Source organism: Natronorubrum tibetense GA33, from assembly GCF_000383975.1.
Taxonomy (GTDB): Archaea; Halobacteriota; Halobacteria; order Halobacteriales; family Natrialbaceae; genus Natronorubrum; species Natronorubrum tibetense.
The window spans coordinates 1,848,002-1,863,283 of sequence record NZ_KB913017.1; the positions used below are offsets into that span (position 1 = coordinate 1,848,002).

Annotated in this window: 12 protein-coding genes; 9 read left to right on the top strand and 3 right to left on the bottom strand. The window is 62.8% G+C overall.

Annotation, left to right across the window (positions count from 1 at the left end; genetic code table 11):
- Positions 1-917: 917 nt before the first annotated feature.
- The 3 genes from NATTI_RS0109580 to NATTI_RS0109590 all read left to right on the top strand — a co-directional run bounded on the left by NATTI_RS0109580 (position 918) and on the right by NATTI_RS0109590 (position 4,929).
- A complete protein-coding gene (locus tag NATTI_RS0109580; RefSeq protein ID WP_006087677.1) occupies positions 918-2,198 on the top strand; it encodes a CARDB domain-containing protein in 1,281 nt (426 codons plus the stop codon).
- A 186-nt stretch (positions 2,199-2,384) separates the two neighbouring features.
- Positions 2,385-3,686 (top strand): hypothetical protein, encoded by a 1,302-nt coding sequence (locus tag NATTI_RS0109585; protein WP_006087678.1) that lies wholly within the window; start codon positions 2,385-2,387, stop codon positions 3,684-3,686.
- Between the two features lies 1 nt (position 3,687).
- On the top strand, positions 3,688-4,929 hold the full coding sequence (locus NATTI_RS0109590) for a TrkA C-terminal domain-containing protein (RefSeq protein WP_006087679.1): 1,242 nt from the start codon (positions 3,688-3,690) through the stop codon (positions 4,927-4,929).
- Between the two features lie 78 nt (positions 4,930-5,007).
- Here the strand turns inward: NATTI_RS0109590 and NATTI_RS0109595 are convergent, their stop codons facing one another.
- On the bottom strand, positions 5,008-5,937 hold the full coding sequence (locus NATTI_RS0109595; protein ID WP_006087680.1) for a phosphatase PAP2 family protein: 930 nt from the start codon (positions 5,935-5,937) through the stop codon (positions 5,008-5,010).
- A 100-nt stretch (positions 5,938-6,037) separates the two neighbouring features.
- Between NATTI_RS0109595 and NATTI_RS0109600 the strand changes: the two genes are divergently transcribed.
- The 6 genes from NATTI_RS0109600 to NATTI_RS0109625 all read left to right on the top strand — a co-directional run bounded on the left by NATTI_RS0109600 (position 6,038) and on the right by NATTI_RS0109625 (position 11,796).
- Positions 6,038-6,991 carry an aminopeptidase gene (locus NATTI_RS0109600; RefSeq protein ID WP_006087681.1) on the top strand — a complete coding sequence of 318 codons (954 nt, stop codon included), beginning with the start codon at positions 6,038-6,040 and terminating at the stop codon, positions 6,989-6,991.
- Between the two features lie 114 nt (positions 6,992-7,105).
- Complete coding sequence (locus NATTI_RS0109605) at positions 7,106-8,020, top strand: DUF7351 domain-containing protein (RefSeq protein ID WP_006087682.1); 915 nt, start codon at positions 7,106-7,108, stop codon at positions 8,018-8,020.
- A 216-nt stretch (positions 8,021-8,236) separates the two neighbouring features.
- Positions 8,237-9,370, top strand: a complete 1,134-nt coding sequence (locus tag NATTI_RS0109610; protein WP_006087683.1) for a M23 family metallopeptidase — start codon at positions 8,237-8,239, stop codon at positions 9,368-9,370.
- Between the two features lie 134 nt (positions 9,371-9,504).
- On the top strand, positions 9,505-10,164 hold the full coding sequence (locus NATTI_RS0109615; RefSeq protein ID WP_006087684.1) for an HVO_0476 family zinc finger protein: 660 nt from the start codon (positions 9,505-9,507) through the stop codon (positions 10,162-10,164).
- A 167-nt stretch (positions 10,165-10,331) separates the two neighbouring features.
- Entirely contained in the window at positions 10,332-10,982 is a 651-nt protein-coding gene (locus tag NATTI_RS0109620; protein ID WP_006087685.1) for a protein-L-isoaspartate(D-aspartate) O-methyltransferase, read from the top strand.
- Between the two features lie 64 nt (positions 10,983-11,046).
- On the top strand, positions 11,047-11,796 hold the full coding sequence (locus NATTI_RS0109625; protein WP_006087686.1) for a protein-L-isoaspartate O-methyltransferase family protein: 750 nt from the start codon (positions 11,047-11,049) through the stop codon (positions 11,794-11,796).
- A gap of 663 nt (positions 11,797-12,459) precedes the next feature.
- Here NATTI_RS0109625 and NATTI_RS0109630 read toward each other — a convergent pair.
- Both NATTI_RS0109630 and NATTI_RS0109635 read right to left on the bottom strand, forming a co-directional pair.
- The gene (locus tag NATTI_RS0109630; RefSeq protein WP_006087687.1) at positions 12,460-14,565 is read right to left on the bottom strand and encodes a bacterio-opsin activator domain-containing protein; all 2,106 of its coding nucleotides are present in this window, start codon (positions 14,563-14,565) and stop codon (positions 12,460-12,462) included.
- 104 nt (positions 14,566-14,669) lie between these two features.
- Entirely contained in the window at positions 14,670-15,083 is a 414-nt protein-coding gene (locus tag NATTI_RS0109635) for a group I intron-associated PD-(D/E)XK endonuclease (RefSeq protein WP_006087688.1), read from the bottom strand.
- Between the last annotated feature and the right edge of the window lie 199 nt (positions 15,084-15,282).

The window sequence follows — 15,282 nt, forward strand, 5'->3', positions numbered from 1 at the left end:
CTGACGAGTCTATTCTGAACGATATGGATGGTGATGGGACGGAGGACAATCCGTACGTTATCACAAACGCTGAGGAGTTGCAGGCAATGGATGAAGACCTCGGGGCACACTATATTCTCGAGAACGATATCGACGCGAGTGAAACAGCAACGTGGAATGGGGGTGCTGGATTTGAGCCGGTCGGTGATCAGAAGATCTCGTACACTGCTGAGGAACCTTTCACAGGGTCACTTGATGGGCAAGGACACACAGTTGAGGGACTCACAATTGATCGGCCAAATGATGGATATGTTGCACTCTTCGACAGCCTTCACGGTTCGGTTGAATCCGTTTCTTTTGAAAATGCAGATATTAGTGGTGATAGAGCCGCAACGCTGGCCGGATACCTAGAAGGTGATGTTTCCTCCGTATACGCAAGCGGTGAAGTCAAGGGGGACCGAGACGCTGGCGGCTTAGTTGCAAGTAATGGCCGTGATTCTGGTGCAACACTGGATCAATCTGGTTCTACCGTTGAGGTTACGGGCGGAGATGGATCGACTGGTGGTTTAATCGGATATGGTGGAGGGATTCAGATCACCTCATCCTATGTGACTGGCGATGTAGAGGGTACTGATGGAGACACAGGTAATATAGCAGGTCGCCTGCTTAGGTTCTCTGAAATTCGGAATTCATACGCTACTGGAGATATTGAGGGTGAAGATGTTCTTGGAGGACTTGTCGGCCATAACAGTGGATCTATTGTTGAATCGTATTCGACAGGTGGGTTATCTGGCGGTGAGTCAGTTGATGGAATTGCCTGGACCGACCGAGGTAGCGTGAGTGCTGGCTACTGGAATGTCCAAGTAAGCAGCTATTCAGATGGAGAAGGTACCAGTCTTCGGTCTACAGATATGACTGGTGAATCTGCTGAAACAGGTATGGCTGAACTTGACTTCGACAACTTCTGGACGCTCACCGACGACTACCCAGTCCTCGAGTGGCAAGTCCAAGACCTCTCTACCGCCCTCGACGACTCAACGGTCGGCGAAGGCCAGCAGACCGACGTAACGGTCACACTCACGCTCGACGACGGCTCGACGGTCACCGCCTCCGAAGTCGCCGACTACGACGCTGGCGGTATCGTCGACGTCGATAGCGGCGTCGTCGACGCCAATCAGCAGGGTACGACCGAGATCGCGGCCACCGTTGCCGACCAGAGCGACAGTGTCGAACTCGAGGTCGTCGAACCACCGAACATCGAACTCGAGGAGAGCGACCTCGATGCGAACGCCGTCGTCGAAGGAAGCCCGCTCACCGCCACGGCCACCTACGAGAACGACGGCGGACCGGGCAGCCACACCGCCGAGCTGACGGCCGACGGCGAGGTCGTCGATACGCAAACCGTCTCGCTCGAGGCCGACGACGAGACCGAGGTCGACTTCGAGTGGACACCAGATGGTCCCGTCGGAACCGAGGACGACGTCTCGGTCGACGGGACTGACCTCGGTTCGGTCGCGGTCGTCGAATCCGGCACGGTTTCGCTCGCGGATATTTCGGTCCCCGAGGAGGTCGGCTCCGGGGCACCCTACGAGTTCACGGTCGAGCTCGAGAACGCGGACGACGAGACGGTGGTCGATACGGTCGCGTACGAACTCGAGGGCCAGACCGTCATCACGGAACCGGTCGCCGTCGACCCGGACGGCTCGACTGCGACCCTCCGCTACGAGACGGATGTCGATAGCGGACTCACCGTCGTACACGGGTTGACGGTGGACGACGAGTCGCTCGAAGAGACGAGCCAGGTCACCGAACCGCCGTCGTTCGATGTCACTGACCTCGAGACGCCCGAGGATGTCGAACCCGGCGACGAGTTCGATGTTTCGGTGACCGTCGAGAACACCGGCGGCGTCGAGGGGACGCAGTCGGTCACCGTCTCGGACAACGACAGCGAAGTCGCGACCGAAGAACTGACGCTCGAGGCAGACTCGAGCGAGACCGTCTCACTGCCTGTCTCTGAGGACGCAGCGGGCGAGTACGAGTACACGGTCGCGACCGACGACGACGAGACGGCCGCCACGGTCACGGTCTCGGCGGAGGCCGGTGACGACGGTGCTGACGACTCGGACGGTTCGGACGGGCTGCCCGGATTCGGGGCGGCCGTCGCGGCTGGTGCACTCGCGGTTGCGATGACAGTTGCGGCACTGCGACGCCGAAACTAGGGCTGCCGAGACGGCTATTGGGACGATTGCAACGAGACATTCACGATCAGCTATGAACGACAGACGCACGATTCAGTGGTATCTGGGTAACGGGAGTGAGACGGCTCCGAGCGGACGGAGAGCTTCGCGAATAACGCCCTCGAGAGCGGGCGAACACCGATCTCGAGACCGACGTACAGGGTGTCGATGATCCCGCTGTTCGTGACGCCCGTCGAGATTCTCACGGGCGTCTCCGTCGCTCTCCTGTTCGGCACCGTTTGTGCCGCAGTCGTCGGCTGTGCAACCGTCGTGATCGGCTACGTCGCAGACGAGACGGTCCCGTCAGTCGTGGGCGGTGTGGCGACCGTCGCGATCACTGGCGCGGGCCTGTACGCCGCGGCCGTCTTCGACGGGAGTACGATCCAGCCCGGCCTGCTTCTCGGCGTCGGACTGTGCTTCGTCCTCGGGCTGTACGGGACGAGCTGGGGATCTCAACTCGCTGCCGACCTGCCGCGGACTACCGCCGGCTCGACCGAACGAACGCAACCGCTCGCAGCGGATGCGGTCGACGCGGTCGACGCGATGGGTCAGGTGACGATTCGCTCGAGCGGCGGCGTCGGCGAGTTCGAGGGGTACCCGCCGCTGGGTCCGGGGCTCCGAGCGACACTCGAGGACGGTGCCTGGCGACTTCCTGCAGACTGCCCGATCGCTGAACTCGAGACGCGCCTCGAGGATCGGCTGCGGACGAGCTACGACCTCGAAGCAGTGTCCGTCTCCGTTGACGGCCGCGGCCGGGCGACGATCACTGCGGCGCCGCCCGCCAACGGCGTCGCGAAGCGAGTGCCGGAGGGGTGGCGCGCCGTGTCGACTCGAGCGCTCCTTCCGACGGGACTGGCGCCGGGCGACGACATCCTGGTCGCCACCGAGTCGACGACCGTCTCCGGAACGGTGCTCAGCGCGACCGTCACCCCGGTTGCGGATGGTGGTTACACCAGTCCGAACACGGCTCCAACCGTCGATACCTCGAGCGACAACCGATCCAAGCGGGACGGTAGTTCACTCTTGTCCGAGGCCGAAGCGTGCGGGGGCGACGGATACGTGACCGTCGCCGTTCCGACGACTGATGCGGATGTAGTTCTGGAGACCGAACGGGTCAGAATCGTCGTCAGGCCGTCTGGCTCCACCCACGAATTCGACGCGGTTTCGTTGCTCGAGCGGGGTGGAACGTCGATTCGACGGGTGACGGTCACCGACGCGGTGCTGGACGCCGTCTCCGACGACGAGACCGAACTCGACGTGTTCGCAATCCGAAACGGTGAGGCGAGCACCGGCGGGCCGGCGGTCGAGTACGAGTGGCGGTTCGAACCCGATTCGGGCGCACTGGAGGTCGGCACTGAGGCGTTCCTCCTCGGTCCCGGTGCGGCCGCCTTCGGATCCGAATCGGCCGAACGGGACGAATCGAACGCGTTGGGCGAACAGGAACCGGCGGCTCCCGGGGTGAGTCACTGAGATGACGATCGTACTCGGACTTGAGGCGGTTACTGCGGTGTACCCGCTGCAGACCGGTGGGGAGTTCGGCGGAGGCACAACGCTCGAGTGGACGCAAACCGCACTGCTCGGCATACTCGGCTACGGACTGCTGGCGGGCGTCGGAGCGCTCGTGGTCGCGTTTGGCTATCGAGCCCTGACCGTTCGCGAACTCCCGATCGGACCGGCAGTCCTCGTCGGGACCGCCCTGCCGGCGGGCTGGTTGACGGTGGAGGCGATTCGCCACGGCGAGGTCGTCGCTGACTCGCCGCTGGTTCACTACACCTCCGGAACGTTCCTTCTCGGCGTGTTGTTCGTCGGCTGTGTCACCGCGTTCGGGGGTCATCGGCTCGGTGATCACCTCGCCTGTGGCGTCTACGGGATTACGCCGATCGAGACTAGCGGTCCGGTCGCCACGCTCGTCCAGTCGGCCGGCCTCGCGAGCGTCGTGCAGTTGCCTGCCTCGATCGACGACGCCGAAGGCTACCCACCCGTCGACGACGACCGCAAGCGAGCGCTCGCGGATCGGGAGTTCCTGTTCCCGAGCGGACTATCGATCCCGGAGCGTCGGTCCCGACTGGAATCTCGTATCGAGTCGGATTTCGGCGTCGGCTACGTTCGCGCCGACCTCACCGATGCAGGTGCCGTGACATCGATCGCCGTCGGCGACCGACGAGTTGGGGTGAGTTCGACGCTGGGGCCGGACCGGTTCGCCGTCGCGATCGCAGGCGACCCGTCACCGCGAGCGAGTGCCGGCGATCCGATCGAGGTATGGACGGCCGGTGAGGACTCGAGCCGGCTCGTCACGACCGGAACGCTACGGGCGAGTGCCGGATCGGTCACGACCGTGATCGTCGACGCGGACGACGCGGACGCGTTCGAACCGGATGGCCGCTACCAGCTCACGACGCGACCGGAGACGCCGAGTGACGGACGTGCGCTCGTCTCCGCGATCCGGGCTGGTGACGAGACAGTCACGGCGATCACTATCGAGGATGACGGCCCGCTCGCGAGCGAGTTCGCCGGCTGGATTCCTGGGACCGTCCTCGCGGTCGACCGGGGCGAAGAGATCCTCTCGCTGCCGGCTGACAAGGAGCCGCTGCAGCCCGACGACACGGTGTACGTCTTCGGGACGCCGACGGAACTCAAGGCGCTTGCAACCGAACTCGAGCCATCCCCGGCACCGGAGACGCGGACCGAACGGACCCACGCTGCGGAGTCATAGACACGGTTCGTCAGCGGGTTACCGGCCGGATATGCGCTCGCTTCCGTATGAATAACCGTCTCGATCGATGCTCCGCGCTCAGTCTTCCGATGCGAACGGTGCGTGATTGAAATCGATCGTTCGGCCGCTGAACGGCAACCGTTGCTGGAGCCACTCGACGGGTGGCCACTCGTTCATCCGCTCGGCAACGATCGGGACGACCAATATCGAGCCGGTCACGGCCGCGTAGCCGACAATTTCGACAGCGTCGAGGAGCGCGTGATCCGGCCAAAAAACGGGTAGCGCACGAACGGCAAGAATCACCGGGATACAGAGATACGCTAACAGCAAGATTGCCGCACCACGAGGCTGTGCTGGCCGCGATTTAACGTACTGCCAGGAGACGGTCGCGCCGAGTGCGGCACCGATCGTCATCGTCGTGAACTCCCGTGAACCCAGGCCGAACGCCAGGATCGCGATGATGCCCGAAAGGACGAATATTGAGCCCGGTTCGGCGGTTTTGCCGCGGAACACGATTGCGACGAAGACGAGCCCGATACCGACGCCCACGAGCACGTCGCCGACGAAATGAACGCCGATGACGATCCGCGAGAGCGCGATCAGGAAGATGATCGAGCCAGCGGCAACGTACCGTTGGAGTCGCGTGCCGGTGTCTGCGACCACTGCGAGCGCGCCGTAGAAGGTGGCCGCCCCCATCGCGTGTGCGCTCGGAAAGCTGTACCCACCGTAGCCACCCGACAGTTCCGGACGAGGACGGACGAATATCCCCTTCATCCCGGCGCTGATCGCGAGCGCACCGAGTCCGATCGCGATTACGAGCGTGCGTTGCTCACGGCGAGATTCGGTGCCGAACCAGTAGAGCAGCGTCGCGAGGACGATCAACACCGCGCCGTCGCCGAGGTGTGTGATGTACTCGAAAAACGTAATCGCGGTTTCCGGGAGTGCGCTCCTGATCGTTTCGTTCGTCGATTCGTCGAAGAAGACGCCCTCGAGCGTCGTCGTCACCATGCGTTCGGTAAACAGTCGTATGCCTATCTCAAAACGGTATCGCCCGAGGGGGCGGCCGGTAAAGCCAACAGCTTTCGGGGTCGTTGCGTAGATATACGTTATGTCCGAACTCCGTGCAGCCGCCGAGACTGCTGTTCATCAGTGTTTGGCCCTCGAGAGCGACGAATCGTGTGCGATCGTTACCGACGACAAACGCGAGCCGATCGGGAACGTACTGTACGAGGTCGCCAGCGAGGTGACCGACGAGACGGTGATCGTTCGCTATCCGCCGGGAGAGACACACGGCAGTGAGCCGCCTGCACCCGTCGCAGCGGCGATGGCCGGCGCGGATGTCGTGCTCGCACCGACGACGAAGAGTCTGAGCCATACCCGCGCTCGCACCGAGGCCAACGACGCTGGCGCTCGAGTCGCGACGCTTCCGGGGATCACCGAGGACGTTTTCACGACGGGGCTGGACGCCGACTACGAGTCCATCGCGGCTCACTGCGATGACGTGCTCGAGCAGGTCGCCGGCGCGGACGAGATTCGGGTCACGACGCCGGCCGGTACCGACATCAGCTTCGGGATCGGTGACCGGGAGTGGCTCGCAGACACCGGTATCGTCCACGAGCCCGGCATCATGTCGAACCTGCCGGCGGGCGAGGTGTTCGTCAGTCCCGAAACGGCGACCGGGACGTTCGTCGTCGACGGGACGATGCGCCCACACGGGCTGCTCGAGGCGGACCGCCAGCTGACGTTCGAGGTCGAAGACGGTCTCGTCACGCATATTTCGGACGACGAGATTCATGGAACGGTCGAGGGCGCGGCCGAAGCGGTCGGAGATGCGGCGTACAACCTCGCGGAGCTGGGGATCGGGACGAACGTGGCGGTTACCGAACTCGTCGGCTCCGTCTTGCTGGACGAAAAGGCCGCTGGAACCGTCCACATCGCGATCGGTGACAACGCGGGAATCGGCGGCGAGACTGAAGCACCGATCCACCTCGACGGGATCTTGCGGGAGCCGACAGTGTATGCGGATGGGGAGGTCGTAGACCTCCCGAAAAGCGAGCGGTGAAACCGCGAGCAGGCGCGGAAGTTTCACTTCCGCGGGCAGAGTGAGCGGCGCGAGCCGCGAACAGGCGAACTCGAACGGTAAAGATACTCGAGCCGGTCTACTACCCTAGACCGAATGGACGACGCCGAGATCCCACCCGACGGAGACGAAGCCCGTGCCGTCGAGGACGTCGATCCCGCAGACGCCTTCGCCGCGCTCGGAAACTCGACACGCGTCGAAATTCTCCAGGCGTTCCGCGAGCACCATCTGGCGAACCCGACGGTGTCAGCAGCCGCGTTTTCGACGCTCCGAAAGGCCGTCGGAATGAAGGATTCGGGTCAGTTCCGGTACCACCTCGAGCAGCTTCGGGGGACGTTCGTCGAGAAGTGCGACGAGGGCTATCGGCTCACCTACGCCGGCTCGAAGGTGATCGACGCGATTATTGCGGGTACATACACCGGTCGGACGCGACTCGGCCCGGTCGCCCTCGACAGCAGCTGTAGTCGTTGCGGGACGGCTGCTCGTGCGCACTACCGGGACGGCGTTCTCGAGGTGACCTGCGAGCACGATCATCCCCTATTTTATTGGTCGGTACCGCCGAACGCTGCGGTCGAGCCTTCGCTCGAGGAATTGGTCGAACTGGCGACGACGCTGGCCGTGCAGTCCTACGAACTGGTCGCCAACGGCACCTGTTCGGAGTGTTACTCCGGCGTCGAGCCGACGGTCCGAACGGTCGAAACCGACGATGGCGACCGATCGGTTCGGTTTCACGCCCGATGTGGTGCCTGTGCCGCTGGCTGGGATGCGCCGGTCGGTTTTGTCTTGCTCGGCCATCCTGAAGTTGAGTCGCTCTATCAGCGGCAGGGGCGACCGATCAGCGACCGGTACTGGTGGGAGCTTGAGGTCGTTGATCGAACCGAAATCGAGATTCTCGAGGAGGACCCGCTTCGCGTTCGACTCTCGGTTACGGTCGGCGAGACGCCCGTCCGGGCGATGGTCGACGAGTCGGCCCGGGTCCTCGATATCGACTGCCCGGCGAACGTGGGCTGAGCTGCGAAAACGTGACAGAGCTGTCCGTTCGTCGTTGTTTCGATGGCCTATCGATTGGTGGTACATCGGCTCGGTACGTACCGACTGGACTGACGACGGACGAACGCGAGCGGCCTCGAATCGCCTCGAATCGCCCGCCCGTCGGGTACTGATAGATTGTTTATAGAAAATGCCTTCGCCAAACGTTGATCCGTTCCAATGCGCATTCGAGAGAGTATGACAGTCCACCATCCGATCGATCCGGAGACCGAATCCGAGGCCGAATCGGGGTATCTGGCGGCGATCCGTCACCGGTTTCCCGATCCGATGTACGTATTCCTGCTGGGATTTCTCTCGATCCCCGGCTATTTGTTCGACTCGCTCGCGAGCCTCCGACTGTTCGCGCTGTGCTTTCTCGCTGGTCTGTGGCCGTTGGTCGTCGCCATCGTCGGAACGGTTCTCGGATTGGGGACCGACGACGATGCGGACGAGATCGTGCCGACGGATTGGATCGACATGGGTGACCGGGCCACCAACGTCCGCGCGCTCGTCGCAATGCTTGCCCTCCAGTTTCAGCCGGTCATCTTCGTCACGGGGGTGTTCCAGATGGGCGGCCACATTCCCATCCTCGCGCGCCACCGCGGGAGTCCGCCTTCGCCGGCGAACTTCGAAAGCCACGTTGACTATCGGCTACCCTTTGAGGGGACCTGGACCGTCGTCAACGGTAGTCCGGATCGCGACTACTCCCACTCGTGGGGAATACTCACCCAGCGATACGCCTACGACTTCGTCATCACCGACGACGACGGGCGGACCCACGAGGGCGAGCGCGGGCCGCCCGAGGGCTACTACTGCTTCGGCGAACCGATCCTCGCGCCCGCGGACGGCGTCGTCGTGAGCGTTCGAAACGACCATCGCGACTACCACCGGACCGACGGCCGAATGGATCCGCTCCAGCGGAGCATCCTCGGAAACAATGTGATCATCAAACACGCCGACGACGAGTACAGCGTGCTGGCTCATCTCGAGCGAGGCAGCGTTGCCGTCGACCCAGGCGACCGAGTCGAACGCGGCCAGCAGATCGCCCGCTGTGGTAACTCCGGGAACACGACGGAACCCCACCTCCACTTCCACGTCCAGGATCGCCCGAACTTCTTCCTCGGGGCCGGAGTCCCGGTTCGGTTCGAACGGCTCGAGACCGACCATCCGCGGACCGGGCCGGAACGACACGACGAGACGTACGTCCACGCGGGTCAGCGCGGGAGACACGTCGGCGGTCGTGAAATCGTTTCCAACGATGGTGCCGCCACCGAAACCGCCCCCAACGCGGGCGGACGCTCCGACGCGGAATCCGAGCGCACTGACTGCTGATTCGATCGCTTCGACTCGCGTCTCGAGCGAACCGACGTGCGACTCGAGATCACTCCGCTGGACTCCGACCCGCAGTTCAGTAGACCCAGCCCGCAGTTCAGTTCGCTTTTAGGTGCGCGGCGTCTACGACGGTTATGAACGATATTCCGGACCGGGTTCCGACGAACTGCCCGTCCTGTTCGCCGGACCTCGAGACGGTCCACGAAGTCCTGACGGTGACGGAAGGCGGCGGGACCGTGACCGTCCGCTGTAGCGAGTGCGCTCATGTCCACAAGATTCAGCCCGAACAGGAGAGCGAAGTGACCCTCGACGTCGTCGTCTCCCAAGAGGGCGAGTCCTTCACGGCGAACGTGACAACACCAGAAGGCGAGACCATCGAGACGGGCGACGAGTTCATCCTCGAGACGGACGAAGTGCTCTCGACGGTTCGCGTCACGAGCCTCGAACTCGACGGCCAGAAGCGCCGCGAGGAGGCCGTCGTCGACGACGTCGAAACCGTCTGGACCCGCGAGGTCGACAACGTCGCCGTCAACGTCACCGTCCATCCCCAGGACGGGTCGCGAAACGACAGTCGGTCCATTACGGTCCACGTCCCCGGCGACTACGAGTTCACCGTCGGCGAGACGGAGGAGTTCGGCGACGACGAGTTCGAGATCGACGCCTTCGTCGTCCGCAAGGACTCCTCGGGCTACCACCGAGATCGGTACGAGGAGCGCGGCGATACCATCCTCGCGAAGGACGCGAAACGAGTCTACGCCTACGATGAGCAGACCAGCGCCTGGTCTGCCTGGTAGTCGACTCCACTCTCGATTCCATTTCTGACCGTCGGTCCGGGCGCCGGGCCGACCGAGAGTCCCGCAAAACCCCTTCTTTCAGTCTCTCGACGGCATTTCGCACTACGCACACGTCCGAGGTGTACTGGCGCCCCACAGCCTATTGACGGCGAGCGTGTAGTCTCGATATGTTCGATCGATTCAGCTCTGACGACCCTGGCGACGACGCCCGCGAGCGAATGGTTCGAACCGTGGCCTCGCGCGTCGACGACGAGCGCGTTCTCGAGGCGCTCGAATCCGTTCCCCGGCACGCTTTCGTCCCGCCGAATCGCCGGGACAGCGCCTACGAGGACCGACCGCTGCCGATTGGCGACGGCCAGACGATCAGCGCGCCGCACATGGTCGCGATCATGGCCGATCGGCTCGACCTCGAGTCGGGAACGGAGATCCTCGAGATCGGGACCGGCTGTGGCTACCACGCCGCGGTGACGGCCGAAATCGTCGGCGAAGAGCACGTCTACAGTGTCGAGTACGGCGACGAACTGGCCGAACAGGCTCGCGACCAGCTCGCGCAGGTCGGCTACGGAGGTGTCTCCGTCCGAACCGGCGACGGCCGCGAAGGGTGGCCCGAGCACGCGCCGTTCGACGCGGCGTACTTCACGTGTGCGGCCCCGTCGTTCCCCGATCCGGTCGTCGCACAGGTCCGTCCCGGAGGACAACTCCTCGCACCGATCGGCACCCGGTTCCAGTCGCTTGTCGAAGCGACGAAACGCGAGGACGGACGCCTCGAGCGCACCGAACACGGCGGCGTTCGATTCGTCGAGATGCGCGGCGGGTAACACCGCCTTACTCGCCCAGTCGCGCAAGCGCGTCTTTGATTACTGACCGAGCGATACTCCCAGTATGGACCCCGCGGTACTGCGAGAGGATATGGTCGATGGTCTCGAGTCCGACGCCAAGGGCGTCCTCCACGACGAGACCGTCGCCGTCGCGATGCGCGACGTTCCCCGCCACGAGTTTCTCGAGGACGATCGGACGGCCTACGCGGACCGAGAACTCGAGGTTCTCGGCACTCGCGTTCTCGCACCGAGTACGGTCGCCCGACTGTTGCAACCGCTCGATCTCGAGGACGGTCACGACGTGTTGCTCGTCGGGGCCGGCGTCGGCTACACGGCCGCCGTCGTGGCCGAAATCGTCGGCGAGACGAACGTCCACGCGGTCGACATCTCCCGGCCGCTCGTCATCGAGGCCCGACAGAACCTCGCTCGAGCGGGCTACGGCGGCGTGCTCGTCGACTGTCGCGACGGGGCGAACGGGTTCCCCGAGTACGCGCCGTTCGATCGCATTCTGCTCGAGGCTGCCGCCGTCGACCCGCCGCGAGCGTTGCTCGAACAACTGACCGACAGCGGCCGAATCGTCTTTCCATGCGGGACGCAGCGACAGCGTCTCGAGGCCGTCTCCGCCGACAGTGAGCGAGAGGCGTTTGCGGCCGTTTCGTTCGATCCGCTGCTGGTCGAGGGCGAACAGTCGGGTGCCGTCGAACGGAATCGAATGACTCGCGAGGACCGCGAGCACGCGACGCGTCGAGCCGAATCGCGCCGCGGCTGGGAACAGGAGTGGATCGAGTGGGAGGAATCGGTCGGCCCGCAGTGACGACGATCCTGCACCGTGACCCCACGATAGATGCGGACGACTGATCTCGTCCGTGAGTGTTCTGCTGGCCCGGCGAAGAGCCGACGCAGTAGTCAGTCGCTACGTCGGGTACGGCTTCCCTTTCGTCTCAAGAGTGATTCGGCTGCGGACGAATCGAGAGGATACAACGAGCGCTCGTCGTCCGATATCCGGTCTGGCAAAAGTGGGGGGTGGGGGGATTGGGGGTGGCGACAGATACCGCAGATCGCCAGTAACTGGTACGGTCGGCCGAGGGTTAACTATGATTCCTAATTAATTAGTACAGCACAGTGGTAAGCCACTAATAGATTAGTATGACAACGGACCGGACTGATCTAGCAGCCGATCGTCTGCTCCCACTCGATTTGCCCGACGCGGGTAAATTTCACGCTGTGTCGGTCTAGTAAACGAGCGACCGGCAACGACGATCTCGACGTGACGCCGAATCCCTCGGTAAGTCGGGTCGAAATTACCGGGGACGAGCACGCTGTGGACGTCTCTCAGGAGCAGTAGTTCGGGGGAAAGTTGGGGGGTGGGGGATTGGGGGTGGCGATAGACTATCGCAGATCGCCAACGTAACGTATGAACTGATGGAAAGTAAGTATACTTTCTAATCAGTTAGTGGGAAGCGAATACTGATACTAATCACCTAGATTTCCCGTCGAGTGCCAGCGTGACGAGCTTTCGCTCGGCCGCTCGCAAGTGGTAATGGTACGTTGGCGGTGACACGTCGAGAGCGTCTGCGAGCTCTTCGCCGGTGCTCTCGCGCGGCCACTCGAAGAACCCGCTGTAGTGAGCCGCCTGTAGCGCCTCGAGCTGTTTGGCCGTGAGCCGTTCCTCGAGATGCGTATCGAGCTGGCGCGCCGAGCGCATACTGGTCGTCTCGCGTCGGGCCTCGAGTTCCGTCTCCGGATACCCCTCCCTGATCGCCTCGACCAGCGACCGAGGCTCGACCTGTTGTGGCACGTCGAGGACGAGGGTCGTCGTGCCGTTTTTGGCTATCGCGGTCTGCAGGTGGACGTCGTAGGTGCGTAGGATGTCCAGAATCGGAGAGGAGGTGACTCGCAGTTCGAACAGCGTCTCGTCGTCGCCGTCGGAGACGACCGAGAGGGTGTCGATCGACGCCCACTGATCCAGCGGTTCGAGGTCCGCCGATGTCGGGGTGCTGACGAACACGACGGTCTCGTCGTCCCGGTAAATCACCCCCTCGATGGCGACTGTTCCGTCGACTCGCTCGGCGACGCGATTCAACAGCAGTCGTGAGTCGTGAATCGCGAGTTCGAGTTCGATCCGGCTATCGGTTAACATCGCGCGCGTGCGCTCGACTGATCGAATCGCGTGGCTGATCGTCTCGCCGAGTTCGCCAAGCACCTCCCGCTCGCTGTCGCCGAGCGAGTCGACGCCCGCAACGTGGACGAGTAACACGCCGTACTGACGCTCGGTGTCGGCGAGCGGAACCGCGAGAATCGTCTGATAGCCGTACGTTAGCGCCTCCTTCCGACGTCGATCCCAGCCGTCGGCCTCGAGAACGTTTCGGACGAGTTGCACGCGCTCGGTCTCGAGGCTCTCCCTGACCAGATCGAGTTCCGGGGCTCGATCGCCGTCGTCACGGACCCGATCGACGAAGGCCGCATCGACGCCGGCCCAGGCGGTCGGCTCGGGGGGGTCGTCGTCGGCCGAGGCGATCCAGGCGAAACAGTAGCGTTCGGTGTCGGCCAGTCGATCACACACCGTCGTCTCGATCTCCGTTCGCGTCGAAGCCTGCGCGACGCCGTGGTTGATTTCTCTGACGATCTCGTTCGTGTGATTGAGTCGCGTCAGTTCCTCGTTCTGTCTGGTGAGCGTTCGATCGTGCTCCCGAAGCAGTTGCTCGCGTTCCGCACGGTCCAGCGCCGCTTCGGTGTTCGCCGCCAGAATGTGCAGCAGCTCTGTCATCGTTTCGTCGAACCCGTCGATGTCCTCGGTCCCCGCAACCAACACACCGTGGGTTCCGAGCGGAACGATCAGTTCGCTTCGACTCAGCGCCTTGGCGTTTGCACCCTCTCGCGTCGCATCCTCGTAGTAGGTGCTCTCTCCCTCCGAAAACACATCCCAGACGTGGCCCTCGCCTTGTTCGAACTGCATCTCCGGATCGACGAGTTCTCGCGACTCTCGGGTCGATGCCGCGTGCTCGAGGAGTCCCGCCGTCGGTTCGAACGTGTACGCCGCGGCGACGGGCACGTCAAGGATCTCCCGCGCGGTGTCGACTGCTGACTGATAGATCTCGCGTTTCGTCCCCGCTCGCATCAGATCCCGGGTCGTCTCGTGAAGTGTCGTCAACGTCCGTTCGTATCGGCGCTCGCTCTCGCGCAACTCCGTTTCGGTCCGATACTGGGAGACGGCGTTCGTGATCTGGTTCGCGAGCAGCGCGTACTGCTCCTTGCCGGACTCCTTCTGGAGGTACTGCGTCACACCCGCGGCGATCGCCTCGCTGGCGATCTCCTCCGAGCCGCGACCGGTAAAGAGGATAAACGGAAGATCAGGATCGTCTTCGCGCACGCGCTCGAGCAACTCGAGTCCTGTCAGCGTCGGCATCTCGTAGTCGCTGACGATACAATCGATCGAGCGTTCCTCGAGGATCTCGAGTGCCTCCTCGGCGTTCGTCGCCGCTTCGGCGACGATCGCATCGCGTTCGCGTTCGACCATTTCGCCGGCCAAGTTGGCGAATCCCGGTTCGTTGTCGACGATGAGGACGGTGATCGGGTTCGTCATTGGTGAGCGTCGACGGGCATCGCTGCAGCCGTCATAGGGTGGAAAGATGGCGCGGATACTAAATGATTAGTGTTCCACACGGTATCGGTCCCGTTATCCCTCGATCAGGAAAGTCGCTGGTCAAAGCGGTACGTTTCGGCCATCTTGACGTCAGGGTGATCGATTTTTGGTTCCGTTATCCGCAAGTACGTGCTTTTCTTTCCCGCATCCTCGATCGGAACCCAGTAGAGTGCGTCTGTATCTTTGCATCTTACTGCGAAGGCATCGATAGTACCGTCGTAATCATTCATCGTTGCTACGCCGTCGACAGTGGTCTTGCTGGCAGTTTTGAATCGGATGACCCCGTCTTCGATCCAGCCCGTTTTGCACTGGACACGGAGTAACTCATCACCGGTGTCCAATACGAGATCGTATCTGTCGTTGTCACCAAACGGAACGGCAGTAGAGTATCCTGCTTCGATTAGCGCGGCGATTATTCGTGCCTCGGTTTCGTCACCTGTCTGTTTCGTGTTCGTCACAGTCTTGACACATCCAGGCTATCGCTCGGATTCCTATATAAATTCGAGTGCAACTCGGAGGAAATCGCATTCCATGTCTCTGCACTCGCTCGAAAGGATGGCTCTCCGTTGTGTCTGTTGTCTCGATTATCAACTAGTCAATTGTTTATAACGCGAAGAGCTAGCTGCTCGCGAGTGTAAATTTCGAGAGAAGCGCCCG